At 43.1% G+C, this 23,179-nt stretch carries 18 protein-coding genes and 2 pseudogenes; 17 read left to right on the forward strand and 3 right to left on the reverse strand.

The annotated features are described in order from the left end of the window. The first annotated feature begins 7 nt into the window (after nucleotides 1-7). The 5 genes from gatA (at nucleotide 8) to EYB58_RS13470 (ending at nucleotide 6,578) form a co-directional block, all read left to right on the forward strand. Complete coding sequence (gene gatA, locus EYB58_RS13450; RefSeq protein ID WP_111958847.1) at nucleotides 8-1,480, forward strand: Asp-tRNA(Asn)/Glu-tRNA(Gln) amidotransferase subunit GatA; 1,473 nt, start codon at nucleotides 8-10, stop codon at nucleotides 1,478-1,480. A gap of 24 nt (nucleotides 1,481-1,504) precedes the next feature. Then, nucleotides 1,505-1,696 (forward strand): hypothetical protein, encoded by a 192-nt coding sequence (locus EYB58_RS13455; protein WP_111958849.1) that lies wholly within the window; start codon nucleotides 1,505-1,507, stop codon nucleotides 1,694-1,696. Further along, a complete protein-coding gene (mutL, locus tag EYB58_RS13460; protein WP_111958851.1) occupies nucleotides 1,693-3,624 on the forward strand; it encodes a DNA mismatch repair endonuclease MutL in 1,932 nt (643 codons plus the stop codon). Before EYB58_RS13455 ends, mutL begins: the two co-directional genes overlap by 4 nt. Before the next feature lie 72 nt (nucleotides 3,625-3,696). Next, nucleotides 3,697-5,337 carry an FG-GAP-like repeat-containing protein gene (locus EYB58_RS13465; protein WP_111958853.1) on the forward strand — a complete coding sequence of 547 codons (1,641 nt, stop codon included), beginning with the start codon at nucleotides 3,697-3,699 and terminating at the stop codon, nucleotides 5,335-5,337. Between the two features lie 137 nt (nucleotides 5,338-5,474). Then, a complete protein-coding gene (locus tag EYB58_RS13470; protein ID WP_111958855.1) occupies nucleotides 5,475-6,578 on the forward strand; it encodes a porin in 1,104 nt (367 codons plus the stop codon). Nucleotides 6,579-6,954: 376 nt separating this feature from the next. On the opposite strand, the pseudogene EYB58_RS13475 reads toward EYB58_RS13470, so the two are convergent. Further along, nucleotides 6,955-7,224 (reverse strand): annotated as a pseudogene (locus EYB58_RS13475) (transposase domain-containing protein); the annotation flags it as partial. A gap of 124 nt (nucleotides 7,225-7,348) precedes the next feature. Here EYB58_RS13475 and EYB58_RS24750 point away from each other — a divergent pair. Beyond that, a pseudogene (locus EYB58_RS24750) lies at nucleotides 7,349-7,478 on the forward strand (IS1595 family transposase); the annotation flags it as partial. 386 nt (nucleotides 7,479-7,864) lie between these two features. Here the strand turns inward: EYB58_RS24750 and EYB58_RS13480 are convergent. Next, the gene (locus EYB58_RS13480; RefSeq protein WP_242637358.1) at nucleotides 7,865-8,068 is read right to left on the reverse strand and encodes a flagellin; all 204 of its coding nucleotides are present in this window, start codon (nucleotides 8,066-8,068) and stop codon (nucleotides 7,865-7,867) included. A 399-nt stretch (nucleotides 8,069-8,467) separates the two neighbouring features. On the opposite strand from EYB58_RS13480, the gene pseB reads away from it, so the two are divergent. From pseB to EYB58_RS13535, 11 genes are all read left to right on the forward strand, one after another. After that, a complete protein-coding gene (pseB, locus tag EYB58_RS13485; RefSeq protein ID WP_111958859.1) occupies nucleotides 8,468-9,481 on the forward strand; it encodes a UDP-N-acetylglucosamine 4,6-dehydratase (inverting) in 1,014 nt (337 codons plus the stop codon). A 3-nt stretch (nucleotides 9,482-9,484) separates the two neighbouring features. Continuing rightward, complete coding sequence (gene pseC, locus EYB58_RS13490) at nucleotides 9,485-10,645, forward strand: UDP-4-amino-4,6-dideoxy-N-acetyl-beta-L-altrosamine transaminase (protein WP_111958861.1); 1,161 nt, start codon at nucleotides 9,485-9,487, stop codon at nucleotides 10,643-10,645. Further along, complete coding sequence (gene pseF, locus EYB58_RS13495) at nucleotides 10,642-11,337, forward strand: pseudaminic acid cytidylyltransferase (protein ID WP_111958863.1); 696 nt, start codon at nucleotides 10,642-10,644, stop codon at nucleotides 11,335-11,337. Before pseC ends, pseF begins: the two co-directional genes overlap by 4 nt. A 203-nt stretch (nucleotides 11,338-11,540) precedes the next feature. Next, nucleotides 11,541-12,167, forward strand: coding sequence for a pseudaminic acid biosynthesis-associated methylase (locus tag EYB58_RS13500; RefSeq protein WP_111958865.1), 627 nt, complete (start codon nucleotides 11,541-11,543; stop codon nucleotides 12,165-12,167). After that, nucleotides 12,164-13,285: a UDP-2,4-diacetamido-2,4,6-trideoxy-beta-L-altropyranose hydrolase gene (pseG, locus tag EYB58_RS13505; RefSeq protein ID WP_111958867.1), complete on the forward strand. Its 1,122-nt coding sequence runs from the start codon at nucleotides 12,164-12,166 to the stop codon at nucleotides 13,283-13,285. The genes EYB58_RS13500 and pseG overlap by 4 nt, the downstream gene beginning before the upstream one ends. Beyond that, on the forward strand, nucleotides 13,282-13,926 hold the full coding sequence (locus EYB58_RS13510; RefSeq protein WP_111958869.1) for a formyltransferase family protein: 645 nt from the start codon (nucleotides 13,282-13,284) through the stop codon (nucleotides 13,924-13,926). The genes pseG and EYB58_RS13510 overlap by 4 nt, the downstream gene beginning before the upstream one ends. A gap of 1 nt (nucleotide 13,927) precedes the next feature. Continuing rightward, on the forward strand, nucleotides 13,928-14,971 hold the full coding sequence (gene pseI, locus EYB58_RS13515) for a pseudaminic acid synthase (RefSeq protein WP_111958871.1): 1,044 nt from the start codon (nucleotides 13,928-13,930) through the stop codon (nucleotides 14,969-14,971). A gap of 249 nt (nucleotides 14,972-15,220) precedes the next feature. Further along, complete coding sequence (locus tag EYB58_RS13520) at nucleotides 15,221-16,582, forward strand: IS1380 family transposase (RefSeq protein ID WP_111960849.1); 1,362 nt, start codon at nucleotides 15,221-15,223, stop codon at nucleotides 16,580-16,582. Nucleotides 16,583-16,854: 272 nt separating this feature from the next. Then, nucleotides 16,855-17,985: a sulfotransferase family protein gene (locus EYB58_RS13525; RefSeq protein WP_111956187.1), complete on the forward strand. Its 1,131-nt coding sequence runs from the start codon at nucleotides 16,855-16,857 to the stop codon at nucleotides 17,983-17,985. Next, nucleotides 17,927-19,255, forward strand: a complete 1,329-nt coding sequence (locus tag EYB58_RS13530) for a DUF4910 domain-containing protein (protein WP_111956189.1) — start codon at nucleotides 17,927-17,929, stop codon at nucleotides 19,253-19,255. The genes EYB58_RS13525 and EYB58_RS13530 overlap by 59 nt, the downstream gene beginning before the upstream one ends. 30 nt (nucleotides 19,256-19,285) lie before the next feature. Next, nucleotides 19,286-19,960 (forward strand): LbetaH domain-containing protein, encoded by a 675-nt coding sequence (locus EYB58_RS13535; protein ID WP_163354261.1) that lies wholly within the window; start codon nucleotides 19,286-19,288, stop codon nucleotides 19,958-19,960. 189 nt (nucleotides 19,961-20,149) lie between these two features. On the opposite strand, the gene EYB58_RS13540 is transcribed toward EYB58_RS13535, so the two are convergent. Then, nucleotides 20,150-23,086, reverse strand: coding sequence for a 6-hydroxymethylpterin diphosphokinase MptE-like protein (locus tag EYB58_RS13540; protein ID WP_163354263.1), 2,937 nt, complete (start codon nucleotides 23,084-23,086; stop codon nucleotides 20,150-20,152). Between the last annotated feature and the right edge of the window lie 93 nt (nucleotides 23,087-23,179).

Consider the following 23,179-nt stretch of genomic DNA (forward strand, 5'->3'; position numbering starts at 1 on the left):
AAATAAAATGAATCTGCATACCCTGACCATTGCCCAGGCCCAGGCCCTTCTGGCCAAAAAGGAAATATCTTCTGTTGAACTGACAAGGGCTTTTCTTGACCGTATTGAAAAATATGACAACACTATTTCAGCTTTTATTACTGTTGACCCAGAACTTGCCCTGGAACAGGCTGAACAGGCGGACCGGATTATTGCCAAAGGGGAGAACCAGGCATTTACCGGGATTCCCGTGGCCCTGAAAGATGTTTTATGTACAAAGGGGGTGAAAACCACCTGTGCATCTAAAATTCTTGAAAATTTTGTGCCCCAATACGATGCCACGGTGGTGGAGAAGTTTAAAGCACAGGATGCCGTGCTCATCGGCAAGACCAATATGGATGAATTCGCCATGGGCTCTTCCACCGAGAATTCAGCTTTTTTTGCCACCCGAAATCCCTGGAACACCGACCATGTACCCGGCGGCTCATCCGGCGGATCTGCCGCTGCCGTAGCGGCTCGGTTCTGCGCCGGGGCCGTGGGCACGGACACCGGCGGTTCCATCCGTCAACCCGCCTCCCATTGCGGCGTGGTGGGTCTGAAACCCACCTATGGCCGGGTGTCACGGTTTGGTGTGGTGGCCTATGCGTCATCCCTGGACCAGGTGGGGCCCATTACCCGGGACGTGGCCGACGCGGCCATGATGCTCAATCTCATGGGCGGTCATGATCCCAAAGATTCCACCAGTGCACCTGAACAGATGCCCGATTTTACAAAGGGTATTGACATGTTTAAAGAGCAGGGTCTTTCCGGAATGACCGCAGGCATCCCCAAGGAATTTTTAACGCTTGAAGGCATTGATCCCGAAGTCAAAACAATGTTCGAAAGTGCTCGCAAAACCCTGGAAGGGATAGGCGTTACAATTAAAGAGATCTCACTGCCCCATACCAATTATGTGGTGGCTGCCTACTATATCATTGCCCCCTGTGAAGCCAGTGCCAACCTGGCCCGGTTCGACGGGGTAAGATACGGGGTCAGGGATATGGAATCCGACGATCTCATTGAGATGTACAAGAGAACCAAGTCCAAAGGATTTGGACTCGAAGTCCAGCGCCGGATTATTATCGGCACGTATTCTTTGTCTTCGGGGTATTATGATGCCTATTATGGCCGTGCCTCCCAGGTGCGGGCCCTGATCATGGATGACTTTAAACGGGCCTTTGAAGAATGCGACATTATTTTGTCTCCTGTGGCACCGACGCCTGCCTTTAAAATTGGTGAGAAGGTGGCAGATCCCTTGACCATGTATTTAAGCGATATTTTTACCCTGTCCTGTAATATGGCAGGTATCCCCGGGATTTCAGTGCCTGCAGGTATTTCTTCCACCGGGCTCCCCATGGGGCTTCAGATGATGTCCCGGCATTTTGATGAAATATCCCTGATCCGGGCGGGATATGGATTTGAACAGGCTGTTGGCAAAGATATTGAATTGCCCGAATTGTAAATTAATTATATAAGGAAGGTTAACATGTCCACTGTCATCCCCCAGGGCAATGCCCTGAAAAACGCCATCGCGTGGGTGTCTGAAAAAAGAAAAGCCCAGCCGGACCTGAATGTGAAAAAACTGGCGAATGAAGCCTGTCTGCAGTTTGATTTAAGTCCTAAAGACAGCGAATTTCTGCTGCGGTTTGTAAAGGAAAACTCGAATACGCCTTTATGAGCAGAATACGCATTCTTCCTGATCTCCTGTCCAACCAGATCGCGGCCGGTGAAGTGGTACAGCGGCCGGTTTCCGTGGTTAAGGAACTGGTGGAAAACGCCATGGATGCCGGGGCTGACAGGATTATTGTGGAGATTGAAAACGGCGGGAAAACCTTAATCCGTGTTTCGGACAACGGGTGCGGGCTTTCCCGGGATGAGGCGGTGCTGGCACTGGAGCGGTATGCCACATCCAAGATCTACACAAAGGAAGACCTGTTTTCCATTTCAACGTTTGGGTTCAGAGGCGAGGCCCTACCATCCATTGCATCTGTATCAAAATTCAGTTTTGTGTCCCGTACAGCGGATAACGCCATCGGTACCCGGGTGGATATGAATGGCGGCAAGCTTTCCGGTGTAACTGATACCGGCGCGCCTGTGGGCACTATGGTGGAAGTCAGGCGGTTGTTTTTCAACACCCCAGCTCGAAGAAAATTTTTAAAAAGCGAAAATACGGAGGCTGGACATATTGCCGATGCCTTAGCCGGTCTTGCCATGGGAAATCCCGGAGTGGGATTTCGCCTTGTGGTCAACCGCAGATCCGTCAAGAGCTATCCGCCAGGTCAGAGCCTTTTTCAGCGGGCCCAGATGGTGTTGGGTAAAGAGGTGGCGGATCAACTGTACGAAATGCAGTGGCCAAAAATGGATGAAGACGGTGACAGCGGCCTGCCGGAATTATGTATCCGCGGGGTGTGTGCTAATCCCGGTGTTACCCGCAGTACAGCCAACCGGATTTTTCTGTTCGTTAACCGGCGCCTTGTGTATGACAGAGGGTTGGTTGCTGCCATGTTCCAGGGGTACCGGGGCCGGATCATGAAGGGGCGGTATCCTGTGGGGGCGGTGTGTGTGGAGCTGCCTTGTGACCAGGTGGACGTAAACGTGCATCCGACTAAACGCGAAATTAAATTTATTACCCCCGGCCCCGTATACCAAGCCTTATCCATTGCCGTGGCAAACGCCTTGTCCCGTGGTCAGGATGATAAACTATCCTATGCCAGAGCCGTTATGCCTCAGAAGAAGGATTCCCCAATGCCCGTCCAGGCTGCACTGAAATCCGCATCCCTATCAGAACAAAGATTGACGCCAGACTTGTTTGAAAGCGCTTCTACCCTGCAGTCGTCAACTGTGTATGACTCTTTTGATTCACCTGCTGAATCCTTTCAGGCGGCTGAAGCCCGTGAAAAGTCCTGGACCCCGGTACCGGAAACAAAACTGTCCGACCAGGCCCCTGTGGCTGGCCATGAACCTCAAACGTCAGATCAGGGTATTACAGCGCCCCTTTCGGAGCCTGAACCTTTTCAGGCAACTCAGTCAGGATTTAGGGTGGTCGGTCAGGTGCTCAATATTTATATTGTGGTGGAAAAGCAGAACCATCTGATACTGGTGGACCAGCATGCCGCCCATGAGCGCATTGTCTTTGAGCAGCTTTTAAACCGCTATAAGCATATGGATGTCCAGAGCCAGTCCCTGGTGGTTCCCGAGGTTCTGGAACTGAGCCATAAGGAGGCGTTGGTCCTTGACTCAATTATGGCGGATTTGGCCGACTTGGGTATTAAAGTTGAACCCTTTGGCGGGACATCATTTGTAATAAAAGCCGTGCCTGTGCTGGTGGAGGAAAAGCAGGTGGGGCCCATGGTGGTGGAAATGGTGGAGAAAATCAGCCATGCCAATGGCACGGGCCTTAAAAATGACTGGCTTGAAGATGCCCTGGCCACGATGGCCTGCCACCGGTCTGTGCGGGGCGGACAGTCCATGTCTCTAAAGGAAATGACAGCGCTTGTGGCACAGTTGTTTACCTGTGAAAATCCCATGCACTGCCCCCATGGCCGTCCGGTCTTTGTGTCCTTTGATGCCCGCAGTCTTGAAAAGCTGTTCAAAAGACTTGTATGAGACCGGGGGATGGGATATAAAAATTAAAAATTTGGGTTTAGTTTAATCTGATTAGAAATATAAGGAAAATACATGCGAAAATCCATACAAACATTTTTTACTTTCAAAACAGTGGTTGCTGTTTTGACCTTTTTTGCGTTCTGGGCAACAGCCGGTACGGGGTTGTGCAGTGACGCAAAAACCGTGGCGGTCTTCCCCTTTGAAATGAATGCGTCCCAGGATCTTGGTTTCCTGCAGAATGGATTGTTTTCAATGCTTTCCTCAAGGCTTTCTGATGCCGGGAAAGTAGATGTTCTGGACCGGGAAACCGTTGACAAAGTCCTGGCCGGGGCAAAGGCAAGCGGGCTTGTTAAAGGCGCTTTCAATGAGGGGGTTGCCCGGGATTTAGGTGCGCAGATGGGTGTGGATTACGTCCTTTTTGGCAGCCTTACCCATTATGGGGAAAGCATCAGTTTGGATGCGGCCATGGTGGATGTTTCAGGGAAAAAAGAGACCCTTGCTTTTTTCGAGCAAAGTAATGCCATGGGCGATGTTATTCCCTTGGTGAACTCCTTTGCCGGTGATATCAACATGAAGGTGTTCAACCGCAATATAGATAACAAAATGTATGCCCGGCCCCAGCAACAGAATCCGACCCTTGGGGGGCTGCAGTCCGCCGGCGGTACCGGCCTCTACGGTGGCGGCATGATGGCCATGCAGGCAAGTCAGGGATTTACTACCCATCTTAAGATGGATGACGTGATCCGGGCCATGGCCACCGGTGACCTGAATAAAGACGACCGTCTTCAGGTTGTTACGGCAACGGATTCTTCACTTCAGATATACCATCTTGAGGGTAATATGCTCACTGAAGAAACCCACCTGGATTACCCATCCTATTTAAGAATTATCGGGCTGGATGTGGCGGATATTAACGGCAACGGATATCCGGAGATTTTTGTCACGGCCATGACCATAAACAGGGAAACCCTTTCTTCTTTTGTGGTGGAATATAACGGCTCATCCTATACAACGCTCCAGGACGGCCTGTCTTACTATTTCCGTGTGATTGATTCTCTGGATGGCAATCCCGTGCTTTATGCCCAGGATAAAGGCCGGGGCCCATATGCCGGAAAAATTTACATCATGACTCCGGCCAATGATACTTACCAGGAGGAAAAAGCCATCCGTGTGCCCAAAGGCACATCTTTGCTTGCCCTGAACAGGGGACCGGTCCGGGAGGACAGTGGTATTGAATTTTTAAGCATCAATCAGCATCATCACCTGGTGCTCATCAATGATGCCGGCTCAAATGAATGGGAGAGTACGGAAAAATACGGGAAGACCAACAATTATTGGCTTACAGGGGCCCGGGGCGCGGACAACACTTTCCGGGATCGGGAATACTTTAATCCCAGAATTAAATTTCACCCCGCGGGAGAGGATCAAAAAGAAAAAGTTTTTCTGATCACAAATAATGAAATTGGCGGCGGAACCCTGGGCCGGATTAAACGGTTCAAGGAGGGGCGTGTTGAAGTCATGTCCTGGAACGGTATCGCCCTTGCACCGGTATTTCAGACCGTGCCTTTGCAGGGTTGGGTCTCTGATTTTGATATTGCCGATATAGATAATGACGGGATAGAAGAACTGGTTATTTCCGTTGTGACCCGGTCCAAAATAGCCATCCTTGCCAAGGATAGAACCTCGAACATTATTTCTTATAAATTGAAATAATGCATGGAATTTAAAAAAAAACAATTGACAAACGCATTAAAAGAGCATTAAAAGTAGAAACTAATTTGGTATTCTGTTTTTAAAAGGAAGGCAGGATACTAATATTCAGGCAGTAAATAAATTAAAAGGAGAAAAAGATGAAAAAAATTATCGTAGCTATTGCAGCGCTTGCGCTGATGGCAAGTTCTGCGTATGCAGCAGAATGGAATTTTTACGGGGAAGCCATGGTTTATACAGGCTGGGTCGACTCTGATCCTGTTGATGACAGTACCGTAGGCGAAACAATCGGTAATTTCATTGATGACTTCGGCGATGACCTCCAGTATGATGAAGGTCTATATACTATTGCAAAGATTGGCGCCTATGTTAAAGTTTCTGATGAACTATCCGGTCGTTTTGAGTATCAGGTAAAAGACGGAGATGTAGTTCTTGAACATCTCTATGGTGCGTGGAATTTTGGTTCCGGTATCCTGACAGTTGGTCACACTGATACCCCTATCAATGTTGCGTATTCTGAGCAGCTTACCAGCAATGGGACTTATGAGGATCTTGGCCTCGGCGGATTCGGTGATTTCGATAACGGTCAAAATGCTGAAATCATGCTGACCTTCGGTGGGTTCTCCATTGCTGTTATTAATCCTGAAAGATCTGCCTGGACCTGGAATACAGACGAAACTTCCTATGAGGTAGAAGATGGTGACTATACCAATACCCAAGCTGTCATTCCCATGATTGCTGCTTGTTACAAAGCAACTTTTGATATGGGTGAAGCTCAAATTGCTGGCGGTTATAACACCTTTGAAATTGATGATAGTGAAGATATTGATGCCTATGGTGTTGCCCTTGGTGCACAGTTGAACTTTGGTGCATTGGGTATGTTTGTGACTGGTGTATGGGGCCAGAATATTGCTAATCTGGGTACTGAAACTGCTAGTCAATACACCGGCTACGCTATTTATGACGGTGTGGATGTTAACGATTGTGAATCCATGGGTGGTACCATTGGTGTAACTTATGCCGTTAATGACATGCTCGCCCTTGAAGCCGGTTATGGTTATATCCATGGCGAATTTGATGAAGGTGACCTTTCTAGTAGTATTGCTCAGTCCTACTACCTGCAGGCCGCCATTACCCTGGCTCCGGGTGTCACAGTTACTCCTGAAGTCGGCATGGTTGACCATAGAGAAGCAGGTACGACCGAAGATCTTTACTTCGGCGCTGCCTGGGCAATCGCATTCTAAGTTAAACAGACGTAATACATATAAAACTGCCTGAATTATAACGGGTTGCAGATTTCAAAATCTGCAACCCGTTTTTTTGTTTGTAAGAAACGGGTCGAACTCATTCCTGAAATAAAAATAAAGCATCAGTCCCTGGGATTTCCCATTTCGACCAAATTATTTTATGGTATTCCTGCCTCTATAAATGTTGAGATAGGTAATCTGTCCATCCAAAGGGCCAGGCTAAGGGAATCGGGATGGGGCTGTCTGTCGATCATGGCAGACAACACCCGACAACCAAGCGGGAACAACACAGTGACAACCGCTCAGATATCAAGGACCGTAGAGTAAATAAGTTGGGCAGAAATAAGGTAAGCGGTGTATGAACCACACCTTTTTAAGCCTGGCGGGGAGTTGTATAGTTGGATTCCAGCAAACTTTTATCCACGTTTTGTGGCATCAAAGCTTTAAATTCGTTTTTCGTCATGGCTTCCGGTAAATATTCAAAAATAAATTTGAGGTACCAATAAGGTTCAAGTCCATTGGCCTTGGCGGTTTCAATTAGGCTGTAAATGCAGGCACTGACCCTGGCGCCTTCGGATGTACACGAAAAGACCCCATTTTTCTTACCGACCACAAAGGGTCTTATGGCATTTTCAACCACATTCGGATTGGAGTCGATCAAGCTAAATATCAAGTTCTTGATAGATGATGTACAATGCTATGAAACAGTTCGTGAGCTAGGTTGGGCAAAAATACGTGAGTGTCCGTTTTGTTATTCCATACTCTGAAACTGGATTCGCCCACATCGGGGCATCTCACAGGAGAAACTTCCTTTTTTACCTCGGATTTTTCGAGTTCGTTCATAATGTTGGTAAACGAGGGAGATTTCTGCTTCATTCACTTAGGACCGCAGATTAAGGAATGGGAGCGAAATAATTTAACCTGGGAGCGCGGGCGTCTCGCCCGCATTGTTACTGCAGGCGGGACGCCTGCGCTCCCGGATATAACAAAATGGGTAAGTTATTTAAAACCCATTCCTAAATAACTTGAACGAAACAACTTGCCTTTTGGCCCATCTACTTCGTTGCATCAAAGGCCCAATAGGCATGCTATTCGACCTTTAATGCGCCTTGTAAATGAACCAAAATTCGGCGTTATTTCTGCCCAACTTATTTAATCTGCGGTCCTTATTGAAGTGATGATCAAGTAAACCCCAAAACGCGGCATGAGCCAAAAGAAAAAAGATCTGCCGGCAAAGGTGCTTTTCCTTTGCCGGCAGATCTATGCTTATGCTGCTTTTAAAATTACTGGAGCAGACTGGTCAGGTTTGAAGATGCGGCATTTGCCTGGCTCAGGGCATAGGAACCTGTCTGGGCCAGCAGAGACAGTTTTGCAAAATTAGCTGTTTCCTCTGCAAAATCGACATCTCGGATGGTAGATTCGGAGGCCGTTACATTGGTTTTGGTCACCGAAAGGTTAGAGATGGTGGATGTCAGCTGGTTCTCCACGAAATCCAGCGAACTTCTTGTGGCATCCAGGTCCGCCAGCGTTGCGTCTGCAATGGCGATGGCAATTTTGCATCCTCCTGTGTCATGACATTGAGATTTGCCAGGGTCAGGCCATTCCGGTCAGACAGTGCTATGGTAAGGGTTTGCGATTTGTGATATTTGGAGTATTATCAATAATTTTAGAATAGTATGAATAATCATAAAAATAAGACCCCAAAATGCGACAAGAGCTTTAAAATAATAACCTGATTGTGTGTGGGGGGCTCTAATATTTCATTACGATTACGGAGTCAAAAAGGTGTTTCTTTTTTAATTTATGATTTCTTGCTGAACAGCCGAATAGTATAATATGAACTGATAAAACCAATGAAAATTTGTAAATTTAGATGGGAAAATATAGTGTTTAACGACAAATCGATTTTAATTACAGGCGGGACAGGATCCTTTGGCAAATCATTTGTTAAAACCATCCTGACCCATTATCCGAATGTTAAACGACTGGTCGTCTACTCGCGGGATGAGCTTAAGCAATTTGAAATGTCCCAGATGTTTTCAAGCGACCAATATCCCAGTATCCGTTATTTCATCGGCGATATCAGGGATAGAGACCGGTTACGCCGGGGCCTGGAGGGCATCGACACCGTGATTCATGCTGCTGCCCTCAAACAGGTGCCGGCTGCGGAATACAATCCGTTTGAGTGCATCAAAACAAATATTCTCGGTGCACAGAATCTGATTGAAGCCTGCCTGGATACAAACAGTATCCGCAACGTGATCGCCCTTTCGACAGATAAAGCTGCTGCGCCCATCAATCTTTACGGGGCAACCAAACTGTGTTCGGACAAATTGTTTGTGGCAGCCAACAATATAAAAGGACAACGGGACATTCGGTTTTCAGTCGTCCGGTATGGCAATGTCATGGGTTCCCGGGGGTCTGTGGTTCCTTTTTTTCTTAAAAAACGTCCCACCGGTATTCTGCCCATCACTGACCCGCACATGACCCGCTTTAACATCAGTTTGCAGGATGGGGTCGATATGGTGATGTGGACCATCAAAAATTCCCGGGGCGGAGAAGTCTTTGTTCCTAAGATTGCTTCCTATAAAATCACCGATCTTGCCATGGCGATCGGCCCGGAATGCGAACACCCAATCGTGGGCATCCGGCCCGGAGAAAAAATTCATGAAGAGATGATCACGGACAGTGACAGTTTCAACACAGTGGACCTGGGCAGATATTATGCCATCCTGCCCACCACGGGCAAACAGAATGCCCAGCATTATTGTGATCATAACGGCTGCAAACTGGTGCCCCCGGGATTTGCCTACAACAGCGGCACCAATCCGGATTTCTTAACAGTGGAACAGCTGCGGGAGTTGATCCGGCAGGATGTGGATCCTAATTTTGAGGTGTAGGCAATGATCCCTTATGGCAGGCAGCATATCACCCAGGCGGACATTGACGCGGTTGTCGATGTCCTGCAATCTGATTTTCTCACCCAGGGTCCGAAAGTACCGGCATTTGAGCGGGCCGTTGCGGACAGGATTGGGGCAAAATATGCAGTGGCTGTTAATGCTGGAACCAGTGCCCTGCATGTGGCATGCCTGGCCCTGGGGCTCGGCCCGGGGGACATTTTGTGGACTTCACCCATCACCTTTGTGGCCTCTGCCAATTGCGCCCTTTACTGCGGTGCCAGAGTGGACTTTGTGGACATTGATCCACACACCTACACTATGTGCCCCAAAGCCCTTGAAAAAAAGCTGGAGCAGGCAAAAAAGGAAAACCGCCTTCCCAAAATCGTTGTCCCGGTGCATCTGTGCGGACAGTCCTGCAACATGAAAGCCATCTTTGATCTGTCCCAAAAATATGGATTTAAAATTATTGAAGATGCCTGCCATGCCCTGGGCGCTGAATACAAAGGATCGCCCGTCGGCAATTGCCGATACAGCGACATCACAGTATTCAGCTTTCACCCTGTGAAAATCATCACCACCGGCGAAGGGGGTATGAATACCACCAACGATGCAGATCTGGCCTCGCACATGAGCCGGCTGTGCAGTCACGGCATTACCCGGGACCCGGATCTTATGACCCACCCACCGGACGGCTCCTGGTATTATCAGCAGATTGATCTCGGGTTTAACTATCGCATGACCGATATCCAGGCAGCGTTAGGACTTAGTCAACTTGAAAAACTAGATAAATTTATCGCCAGACGCCGAGCAATAGCCAAACGATATAACCAGCTTTTGGAAAAATTTCCGGTAATCACGCCCTGGCAGGACCCGGATGGGGTTTCTGCCTGGCATCTTTATGTAATCCGCCTGCAGCTGGACAAAATACGTCAAACCCATCAACAGGTGTTTGTGGCTTTAAGAGAAAAAGGAATCGGTGTTAATCTGCATTATATTCCTGTTTATCAGCAACCTTATTATAAACAAATGAATTTTCATTCTGGCCTTTGTCCACAGGCAGAGCAATATTATTCAGAAGCCATAAGTATCCCCATATATCCAGATCTAACTGAGATGCAACAAAATAAAATTGTAACAGAATTGCAACAAACGTTAAAATTATGAATATAGCTATTATTCCGGCCAGAGGCGGTTCAAAGCGAATCCCCCATAAAAATATTAGAATGTTTTGCGGACGACCAATGATTGCATATGCTATTACAGCAGCAAAAGAATCCGGCCTTTTTAAACACGTTGTCGTTTCTACAGATAATGAGAAAATTGCACGAATTGCCAGAGAATGGGGCGCAGTAATACCTTTTGTCCGACCGTCCGAACTGGCAAACGACTATACACCGACAGCTCCGGTTATCGTTCATGCAATTGAAGCTTGCAGAATTATGGGATGGTCCTTTGAAAATGTTTGCTGTATCTATCCAGGAGTGCCGTTTATTTGTAATGATGATTTGAAAGATGCATTAAATCTTCTGTTAAAAAGTGAATCGGAGTTCTGTTTTCCCGTTACTGAATTCCCATCTGCTGTCCAAAGAGCGCTCATCCGCTTGGAAGATGGGAAAATGAAGCCTCTTTACCCTCAATTTGAAACCACAAGGACTCAAGATCTTCAACCGGCCTATCATGATGCAGGGCAATTCTATTGGGGGAATACAGAAGCTTGGGAAAAAAACATAAAAATACATAGCAATGGTATCGGATATGTAATTCCAAACTGGCGTGTTATAGACATTGACACACCAGCAGATTGGAAGCGAGCTGAGATGCTTTTTAATAGCTGTTATCAGTCTGATTTAGGTTAAATATTTGTAAACGGGTGCAATCCAATAGTTTAGATTTGATATTTTTTGGCAACATAACAGACAAACCATAAAATCCAGGTTCTATAAAATCAGGAGGTTATGAATGTCACATTTTGACTTTTTATGCAGAATACCCGTGATTAGGCCAAAATCTAAACTATTTGATTGCACCCTTTGTAAACTTTTAAATGATGGAGCATCAAATGTCTTTTAAAACTGAACAAGAAAAATCTTGGGCAGGGGAGTTCGGCACACAGTATATTAAAAGTCATGCATTGCTCTCGTCCAATCTATATTTTTTTCCAGGGCGTTACCGTTCAGCACACGGTGTGAAAACATGTATAAAATTCGGTGCCAACATTGGTATGAATCTTAAGGCGTTAAAGTTATTGTTTCCTGAACAGGAAAAATATGGCATTGAAATAAATTCAGATGCGGTAGGTGAATTGGTTAAAAATATCCCGCCCAATCATGTGTGTCACAGTTCAATACTGGATTTCCCGCCTCCCAACACACATAAAATGATATGGGATTTGGCGCTGATAAAGGGTGTGTTGATACATATCAATCCAGACGAATTGAATTTAGTGTATGACAAATTGGTAACTGCGTGTGAAAAATACCTGCTCGTGGCAGAATATTTCAACCCGACACCTGTCGCTATTCCTTATCGTGGTCATGTGGATCGTCTTTTTAAACGTGAATTTGCTGGTGAAATTATGGATCGTTATCCGTGTATGAAACTCCTGGACTATGGTTTTGTCTACCGAAGAGATCCTCATTTTCCACAAGATGATATCAGTTGGTTTCTCATGGAGAAGCGTTTATGAGCCATGCTGTAAAAATAGTCTTCCGTACTGACGCATCCCTTCAGATCGGCACTGGTCATGTCATGCGTTGCCTGACGCTGGCAGAAGCCTTGAAGAAGGAAGGTGCTCAATGCCATTTTATCAGCCGGGAACATCCGGGAAATCTGTTTGATCAAATTAAACAACAAGGATTCATTGTAAAAGCTCTTCCGGCCACTACCAAAGAGATGTTTTTTGATGATTCAAATAACGCGGTTCATTCTGAATATGCTTCGTGGCTTGGCACATCCTGGACAACCGATGCAGAACAGACAAAAAGCAGTATAGGAAATACAGTTTATGATTGGCTGATTGTTGACCACTATGCGTTGGATGAAAAATGGGAAAAGGAACTGCGACCAAAGTGCCGCAATATAATGGTAATCGATGATCTGGCTGACAGGTCCCATGACTGTGATTTGTTGCTCGATCAAAATTTAGGCCGTGATCAAAATCATTATAACCAGATTGTACCTAAAAACTGCACTGTTTTGACTGGCCCCCATTATGCACTGTTGCGCCCTGAATTTGCCGCACTTCGCGATTATAGTTTGCGTCGTCGTGTCAACCCGAAATTTAAACATCTGATGATTTCAATGGGGGGTGTAGATCAGATCAACGCCACAGGGAAGATTCTTGAAGCAATAAAAGAGTGTGAACTCCCCAATTATTTGCGTATCACTGTTGTGATGGGACTCAATGCGCCCTGGCTGTTACAGGTCAAATCCCTTGCAGAGCAGCTGCCGCAGTCTACGGAAGTTATGGTCAACGTACAGAACATGGCGCAGCTGATGACTGACAGCGATCTGGCCATAGGAGCTGCCGGTAGTACCTCCTGGGAAAGGTGCTGTTTGGGTTTGCCTTCAATCATCGTTATTTTAGCCGAGAATCAACAGTTTATTGCAAACAGTTTACAGTCAGCCGGGGCCGCAAAAACATTTTCTATCAATGATGATGTAAATGCTTTAGGCAAAATAATAAAAAAAATGATTGGCAATACTAATGAGGCTCCCAAAATGAGTGCGGTAGCTGCTTCAATTACCGATGGCAATGGTATCAATAAAATTACTACAAAATTACAGGCTATGACACATATATGAAAATTTCTTTACTTTGCAGTGATCCAAATCATCCGGTAAATGCTTATCTGTTACGATGGATTGAACGTAATGAAGCAACTCATGCCATAAGTCTTGTCCGATCAAAAAAATATCTATCGGGGGGTGATATACTTTTTTTAGTTTCGTGTTCGGAAATCATTGGTCCCATAGAGAGAAAAAAATATCGGTCTACTCTGGTTTTGCATGCTAGCAAATTACCACATGGACGCGGTTGGAGTCCACATATATGGCAAATAATTGGTGGCGCAAAAGAAATTACACTGAGTCTTTTAGAAGCTGAAAATGCTGTTGATACCGGACGAATATGGCATCAGGTAACACTTTCTGTCCCCAAACATGCGCTATGGGATGAAATAAACGAGCAGCTTTTTAATGCAGAAATTTCCTCAATAGACTTTGCTGTTAAACATTTCGAAAAGATAAATCCTGTTGAGCAAAATAAAAATATTGAACCATCATACTTTCCAAAACGAAAACCTATTGACAGTAAAATCGATCCTAAAAAGAGTATATTAAGTCAGTTTGATCTTATCCGAGTTTGTGATCCAAATAGATTTCCAGCATATTTTGAACTTCACGGGCACAAATATAAACTTCAATTGGAAAAAATCAGAGATTAAAATGATCACCATTAACAATCGAAAAATAGGACCTTCCGAAAAACCCTTTATCATCGCTGAAATGTCCGGCAACCACAACCAATCCCTTGATCGGGCACTTGAAATTGTAGAGGCGGCAGCCAAGGCCGGAGTCCATGGGCTGAAAATCCAGACATACACGCCGGACACCATGACGTTGGATCTGAATGAGGGAGAGTTTCTCATCAGTGATTCCGACAGTCTGTGGGCAGGGAAATCCTTATATGAGCTGTATGGCGAGGCCTATACCCCCTGGGAATGGCACAAGCCCATTTTCGACCGTACCCGGGAATTGGGCATTATCCCATTCAGCACACCGTTTGATGACACGGCCGTCGATTTTCTGGAAGACCTGAATGTGCCATGCTACAAAATCGCCTCGTTTGAAAATACGGATCTGCCGCTGATCCGGCGCGTTGCCGCAACCGGTAACCCATTGATCATTTCCACAGGCATGGCCACCATAGCGGAACTCGATGAAACGGTCCGTTCCGCCCGTGAGGCCGGCTGCAAGGATCTGATTCTGCTCAAATGTACCAGCACCTACCCGGCCACGGCCGACAATACCAACATTCTGACCATTCCCCATATGCGGGAACTGTTCGACTGTGAAGTAGGATTGTCCGATCATACCATGGGTGTCGGGGTATCCGTCGCAAGCATTGCTATGGGTGCTTCTGTTATCGAAAAACACTTTACCCTCAATCGGGCTGATGGCGGTGTAGACAGCGCTTTTTCAATGGAACCCCAAGAAATGGCCCAGTTGGTAACTGAAACCGAACGTGCCTGGCAGGCTCTGGGAAAGATAACTTACGGCACTACGCAGGCCGAAGAAAAATCACGGATTTTTCGCCGCTCTCTTTATATAACACAGGATATGAAGGCCGGAAATATTTTGACAAGAGAAAATGTCCGTGCCATCCGGCCAGGGCATGGATTGCCTCCAAAGTATCTGGATGTGGTGGTGGGGAAGCGAGTGTGCCGGAATGTTAAACGAGGAACACCGGTAAGTTGGGGATTGTTTTGATTGAAGAGGCACCATGTTTTTCCAAAGATATTAAGACAAGAAATGGACTGAAAACTTTCCTTTTCATGTCTACATTCTTACGTTTCCCCCCTTATGTTAAGATATTTATCGCCTCAAAGAAACACTTGTATTAATATAAACCTGAGTTAGCGGCATAAAGATTGCTTTTTTGAATATAACACATTGAAATTTTAATATAAAATTAATATAATGGCATTAAAAAAACATTCACTTCGGAGGTGAAGACCGATGCCGACCACTATCAATGTAAAACATGGAAATGAAAACCTTGTCAGTCAAAGCGGATTGCTCCCTGTAGGTGCATTGCTTAAGTCCATTAATTTTGCTGAGCGCTTCAAAAATTTACCGGATGTACATTGTGTTGATCCTAATATTTCTCATGGAGAGATCCTTTCGTCCATGTTAGGACTTATTTGTGTTGGTAAGCCAGACTACATCGCTATTGAAATTTTCAGGCAGGATCCATTTTTTTTTACCCAAGCTATGGGAATCAGCAATTGTCCTTCCCAATCAACCTTGCGTGAACGTATTGACCTGATCGGGGAATCTGCCAATGAACTTATCAAGGAAGCTTCAGTTGAAATGATTCGAGGCAAAGCACCCGCCATTTCACCAGTTCAGACGAGTGTCGGCAATTATATTCCCTTAGACCTGGATGTCAGCCCCTTTGACAATTCAAAAACGAAAAAAGAGGGGGTTTCCAGGACATACAAAGGTTGTGATGGATATGCACCGATGTTCGGATATCTGGGAACTGAAGGATATTTAATCAATGTGGAGCTTAGAAAAGGCAGTCAGCATTGTCAAAAAAACACCCCGGCATTCATTCAAGAAATATTGAAATTAACCAGGCAGATCACCCAAGAACCTCTTCTTATGCGTCTTGATTCAGGAAATGACAGTCAGGATAATTTTGAAATAATAAAAAAATACGAAGGTGTTGATGTCTTGGTTAAGCGCAATTTACGTAAAGAATCTTTGGATGGCTGGTTTATCCTGGCTCAGAATACTGAAAACGTTAAATTGATTCGCTGTAAACACAAAAGTGTGTGGGTCGGGCAAACAACTGTTGACCCCAAAGGGCATGCATTGCCACGTCCGATTGTCTTCAAAGTGACTGAACGATATGAAGAAAAAGGAGAACCCCTGCTTTTTCCCAAAATCGAAGTAGAGACCTATTGGATTACCATAACCGGGCTGAGCCCCCAAGAGGTCATTAATTTATACCATGATCATGGAACCAGTGAACAATTTCACTCAGAAATTAAAAGTGATATTGGGTTAGAACGGTTCCCCAGCTGCCATTTTAGCAGCAACAGCCTGATTCTCCATCTCGCTCTTTTGGCGTACAACACCCTTAGAATCATAGGCCAAATTAGTCTTGAGGAACAGGATGAGAACAATCTTCCGGTCAACCGTAGAAAAACAGTCTCACGAAGGAGGTTAAGAACAGTCATGCAGGACTTAATGTATATGGCCGGCCGTTTAATTTATAGTGGCAGGCGGTGGAGCATTTCATTTGGTAAGATTAACCCATTCGCCCAATTGGCTGAGAACGTATTGCACCGATTACGTTGTTCTCCCGGATAAGCGCATTATTGGGTGAAAACTTGGGCTGGAAAAGTTATGCGCAGAGCGCTAATGGTGAACTATTCCTATCTGGCGTGATTTGAGCATGGGAATTGAGTATAGTTCAGTAAAAAAACGGATTAGCTAGGATTGCCAGCCAATAAACCATCAAATATGATCTTAGGTCAGGGTTTGCAGAGGCCAAACCTCAGCAGATTTTTATGTATCAGAGGGCAAAGGCTGATTAGGCAAATTTTATGCCGGGAATTCAGGATAAATTTAAAGGCTGATTTATGGAAAACTATTGTTTTATTTCATCAATGTTTCGTTCCGGAAGCACAATGCTTGCGAGAATGCTTAATACGCATAAAAATGTGGCCTGTGCAAGTGATCCGATGCGCCCTATTTTCAATAGCTTTCGATATGATTTAGCTAAAAATAATTATAAAAATGCACATAAAAGATTTGATCCTTTAGATGATTATTTTTTACAATCCTTTGATTTATTCCAGCAAATACTGAAGGGTACATTTGATGTTAAACCAGGCATTGATCATAGAAGATTATTTGAGGTAATACAAAATAGGGCAATGGCATTTTCAGGCAACTGGGCAGAGCAGATAGAGGTGAATGATTTCAATTCATACAGTGAGTATATTAAATATTTTACAAACCAGATAGATAAAATTTATGGCGAAAATAAAAATAATTCTTACGTAATATTTAAAGAAGTTTGGGCATTAGAATTTTTTCCGGCTCTGAAAAAACTTTTCCCAAATATAAAATGTATTGCAATGGTAAGAGACCCTCGAGATATAGTTGCATCAAAAAATGCAACGGGATTGTCTTATCCCTATTTTTTTATGGGTAGGCAGTGGAGAAAACTAGCATTTTTATCATCCTATCTGAATCATTTATACAAAGATGATTTTTATGTTATTAAATATGAAGATTTGGTCAGTCAGTCAGATCAATACGTAAAAAATCTATGTGCTTTTTTAGGAATTGAATTCGAACAGAACCTTTTGGACACAACTCAATATAAGGATGGCTCAGGTAATCCATGGTTCCAGAACACATCTTATGGTACAAATGTTCCTCAATATATAAATTCCAAATCAATTGGCAAATGGAAAAGTCAACTTAATGATTTAGATGTTAGATCTATTGAACTCATTTGTAATGATTGGATGCAGCATTTTGACTATCAATTATCCAACAGCCGAAATGATTTATTATCTATGGGGGTAGACGATTTTCGAATTTTTAATAACAATGAGTTGGCAACGTGGATTCGGCCTTTTGCTTTTGACCGTGATAGGGAATGGCTTTCCAATCAAATGCTAATAGAAAAAATGAGATCTTATGAAAAACGGTGTTTTTCTGATGATGAAAATTTCCGTTTGCAAATTAAGTGGTGGTAAAATGAGCTTAGCCTATACAATAATATCCGATCTTTGGCGTTTACCAAGACATTTTGCATCTAGTGGGTATGATGAAGCTGTGGCCTATTTAAAAAAGATACTACCATTCCGTGAAATTAAATTTACTTCAGAGGATGAATGTAACGGCTGGATCATCCCGCCTAAATGGGAGGTCTTACAAGCTCTCATAATTAAAGATAACAAAATTATCTTAGATGGGATGAAACACCCTTTATCTGTTGTGAGTCATTCTCTTTCTTTTGAAGGAAACGTTGATCTTAAGACATTAAAACAACATCTGCACTACGATAACCGTTATAATGATGCCATCCCTTATCACTTCCGCTATTCATATCGTCCATGGGATAGAGATTGGGGTTTTTGTGTAACTAAAAACTTTTATGAAAGCCTGGAAGATGGAATCTATTCAATAAAAATCAAAACACTTGAAGATGAGCCTGAATTAAAAATAATTGATTATAGAATTCAAGGTGAATCAGATTATGAATTTTTGTTTGTAGCTCATTTAGATCATCCAGGAATGGCGAATGATGACTTAAGTGGATGTGCTGTAGGCTGTGAATTGATGAATGAACTTTCAAAACAAAAAACAAAATTTTCATATAGACTTATTTTAGTGCAAGAGATTATAGGCTCCCAATTATACTTGGAAAAAATTTTTAAAAACAATATTATTGGTGGTGTATTTCTTGAAATGCTTGGAGTAAATATTAATTTATCGATGCAAAGTTCATATGCTGAGACTTCGAGCATGGACTATTTTTTGAAAAAAGCATTAAAAGAATATAATTGTGAGAATATTTTGGAATTTAAAAGTATTATCGGAAATGATGAACTCGTATTTGAATCTTATGGCATCCCAATGCCTTCTCTTATCAGATTCCCATACCCTGAATATCACTGCGACAAAGACAATATTGATATTATCGAGCAAAGCAAATTATCAGAAGCAATAGCAATTTTACTAAAGATGGTAGAATTTATTGAAGATGATATAGTTATAAATAAAAAGTTCAAAGGTGTTATGTGCCTGTCAAATCCGAATTGTAATTTATATGTTGATTCCGGGCAACCAGCATTTGGGAAAAATGACGACAACATACAAATGAGAAGGGTTATGGATTATCTTTCAATTATGCCTGAAACTGAATTTTTATCTATCCTTTGTCATAAATTTAAAATAAATAAAAATGTTGTTTATGAATATCTTAAAAAGTGGGCAGACCATCATTTAATAGAAATGATTTAATCGCTAACATTAGAAATGGATCATAAGACTATGATACTGGATCTAAATGAAAAAGAGTTGACGGATTTGATGGTCAAACAACTTCGAGCATTATTGTGTTTCAATGAATCTACGGAACTAATGGATTTAAAGAAGGCAATTCAACTAGCAATAGATAAAATAGCGTATTTGATACCAAGGTGTAAAAATAAGTACTATTTTAAAAATGGTGCTCCATACTTTACACCATTTCATTCGGGGCAAAATACAATTTTTTGTTACTTTGTATCGCATATCCTTTATGTTAATTTAGGGAATGAAAATTTAGCAGAAAGAATTTTCTACTTAAACAAAATCCTTAATGGGATTAACATATATTATACGACAAAACTCCCTGATATTTTTTATTTGGACCATGCCGTTGGAACTGTCATAGGTAAGGCCGATTTTTCAGATTATTTTCAATTCAGGCAAAACGTCACTGTTGGAAATAATTTTAACAAATATCCTCGATTTGGAAGGAATGTTCATCTTTGGTCGGGTGCTACAGTTATCGGAGATTGTAATATCGGCAACAATGTTATTATTTCTGCCAGAACATACCTTAAAGATCAGGACATACCTGATAATAGTATTGTATTTGGAAAGTATCCTGAAATTACTATTAAAGGAAAAGATGAAGATTATTTTTTAAATAATAATTATTTTAATATGGATATAAAGTAAATTGAATGAGTCGATTTCATGAACTCCATGAGAATACACGAAAGACTTCTGGTCTCTTTTAAAAAACTGATTTCGTTCATATCAGGGTATCTCACAAAAAACATTTAACGGGTAAATACATGTGGACAGAATAAATAGCATAGCCAAACAACATGATTCAATCGTTATTTTCAAACGGTTGCCCTGACTTTAACCGGCAGCCAGTTTTTTAAACTGCCTATATGCTTCAAGGGCAGCCTCAAGATTATCAAGATTTTTATAGCAGTCACCGATTTTTTTTAGAGCTCCAACCTGTTCAGGCAAAGCCAGAAAATATCGTTCATACGCCATGATGGCACCATTGTAATCTTTTTGAGCCTGAAGAATATCGCCGATATTATCCCAGTACACGGCATAATTCTTATCTAAATCCACCGCTTTTTTCAGGGTTTCCAGACCGGAGTTAAAATCACCAAGGGCAAAATAGGTATCGGTTATAGAAATATATAGACCTGGCTCGTCAGGCAAATCGGTTAGAGCTTTTTGAAAACTATCCAACGCTTTTTGATACTCTTTCTCCTCTATTAAAAGATCGCCGTAGACGTGATAAAAATTTGCGACAGCAAATTTGTCCATGGAATTTTGGAACTCTTTTTCATTGATTTCGGTTCCAACCAGGTTCTCAAAAATTTGCCTGTTTGTTTCTATTTTTTCTTTATCCTGGGTCTCAAGGCTTTGCCTTGCTGTCTGCATATCATATTCAACCACCTTTCTAAAAAATGCCTTAAGATTTTTATGATATGAACAACATTTCAAGCCCCTTAATAAAAGATTTCTCATTCTGTTCGAATAAGCATCTGAAGGAATAGTTTTGCCCTCTGGAACAGCTTTCTTAAAATAGAAATCAGCTATTTCATAACCTTTATCAAAAATCCTCTCTTTATAAGAGCTATCCAAGGTTAATGCTGACTTAAAATAATTATTAGCCTTTTCATATTCACTACGAAACAATGCGATAACACCCAGGTAAAAATTTATTTCCGCAAATTCATCCAGACCAGAGCTATACCTAACCAATAATTTTTCTAAAAGCACATAATCTTCTGACTGATAATAAATTCTTGTCAATTCAAGAATATCCTGCACCTCAGCCTTTATGGGGGCCTCTAACTGGGGGTTCACCGGAAAAGGATTTTTATTGTTCGTTTTGGCAGCTGCCCCTGTTTTGCCCTGGCTGTTTGGGTTGTTTCGTTCTATTTTGGCCAATAGAGCCTTTTCATTGTTGTGATAAACTATCAGTTCATTCAGCTGTTTTTTAAACTTGGTTAGATTCTTTATTCTAAGTTTATTTACCCTGTCAGTTCTGACCACGCTCTTTGAGAGCCATTCCAAATATTTTTCAGGCTCTTTTTCAAGGGTTTCAATTTCTTTTTTTTCCCTCTCATCCTCTCTCATGCCATCCATGGTCATATCATCAAAAATCGACCATAGCTGGTTTTTATCAGCTCGATTGTGACACGAATCCAGATCAACTATTTTTTTTTGCAGTTTCAAGGGAAGCTTTGATAGGGAGGTCAATCGTTTCCCATTGCCTTTTAATTTATCCACATCCCTTAGAACTGATACGGATAGCCGGTCTGCCTTGTCTATTATTTTTTCAAGATTTTTTAATTTGTTAAGGGTGGTTCGCATGGATTTTTCAAGATTAGTTTTCTTTGGCTTAACCTCTTCATCAACAACCACAGGATTTTTGCAGAACCTTTCTATGGCAGAGGCAAGCGTAATGTTTTCAGTACCCTCTATAACCGCACCGCCTTCCGTGGCATTTATGAATTTACCTTTTGCCCCTTCAATCATCTCCTCAAAGGCAAGCTTATAAGAAAAAAATACCCTTGTCGTGGGGACATCAGGACCATTTACCCCCTTTACCCACAAAATATTCCGCCCATCCTTGAGCATGGTATCCATGGATTCTTTATTTGTTAATACCACATTTGAGGAGTGATCCTTGTTTTCAGAAAATGCCAGGTCCTGCCCTACAAAGATGACAGGATCACACCCCATGACCTTTGCAGATATAAAATTCAGGTGGGCAACTGTTCCGGCTGCCCCCACTGCCAGTTCCCCTCCTAGGGAAGTGTTGATCCAGCTTTCAAGAGCATGGTGACCAAATGCCCAGAAGATGTTTTTTGCTGGAAAAACTTTGGGTACAACCGGGGTAACCCAGGAGGTGCAGATAAGATTGATATCTCTGCTCAGGGGATTAGCTGCCACGCCTGCAATTTTTTCATATGTAAGCTCCTGATAGTCAATGGCGGTTACAAAATCAGGCTTTATTCCCCGGGCAAGGAGAGACGGCAGCGCAGCGTCCACAGATATGATGACAGCTTTACCCACAGCCCTGGAGATCTCATCGATATTCTTGTCAAGGGATGGGCCGGCCGCAACTATCAAGGCAGGAATCCCCTTGAATTTATAGGAAAGCTCCTCCAGCAGGTTATCATGGTGAATCGATGTCAGATGTTTTATTCTGTTTTCGAAAAATTGCTGGCCGTGTATCGTCTTGGTTGAACCCTCCATGTTGCAATCGCTGGCATAATTAAAAACAGAGGCGGCTAATTGTTCATAGGCGTTGTTTGCCTGGAAACAGGCGGTAAGTTTGTAGGTGTGAATATCTTCAAGCATTAACCCCCGGTTTGCGGGTTTGAGTATATCCGACACATCACCCGGATCACCAAGGGAGAGAATAACACGATTGTCGGTAAGAAGGTCTGAGAGGTCCAGATGATTCAAGCCGCAAAGAAAGAATTCGATATTCAGCTCAAATATAATAATGTGCTTGATCTTTTTCAGCCTTCGTACGATTTCAAGGGCTGAATATCCAAGCCCTAATCCCAGAATTATCATAACCCCTGTTGATTCCTCTCCAATCCTGGAAAGAAAAGAATCACACTCTCTGCCCGGCTTATCTGCATCATGGAAATATATGGATAGATTTTCAGACAAGTTTAATTTTAAATTAGGCTTGTCACTGTTTTTAAAAACAAGCTCTGCCTGATTTGGCATATCTTGGGCCCCGGAAATTTTTTCCCATTCACCAGGATGCTTTTTTTTCAAAAAGGCCATATTGCTTTCAAAAATTTCCATTAATCCAATCTCCATATGATTTAATCTATATAAAAGTCACGGGGTAACCTGGTTTATCCATACATAGGCCCGACTCACAACGAAACATGGCGG

It is taken from the genome of Desulfobacter hydrogenophilus (genome assembly GCF_004319545.1).
In the GTDB taxonomy this organism is placed as follows: domain Bacteria; phylum Desulfobacterota; class Desulfobacteria; order Desulfobacterales; family Desulfobacteraceae; genus Desulfobacter; species Desulfobacter hydrogenophilus.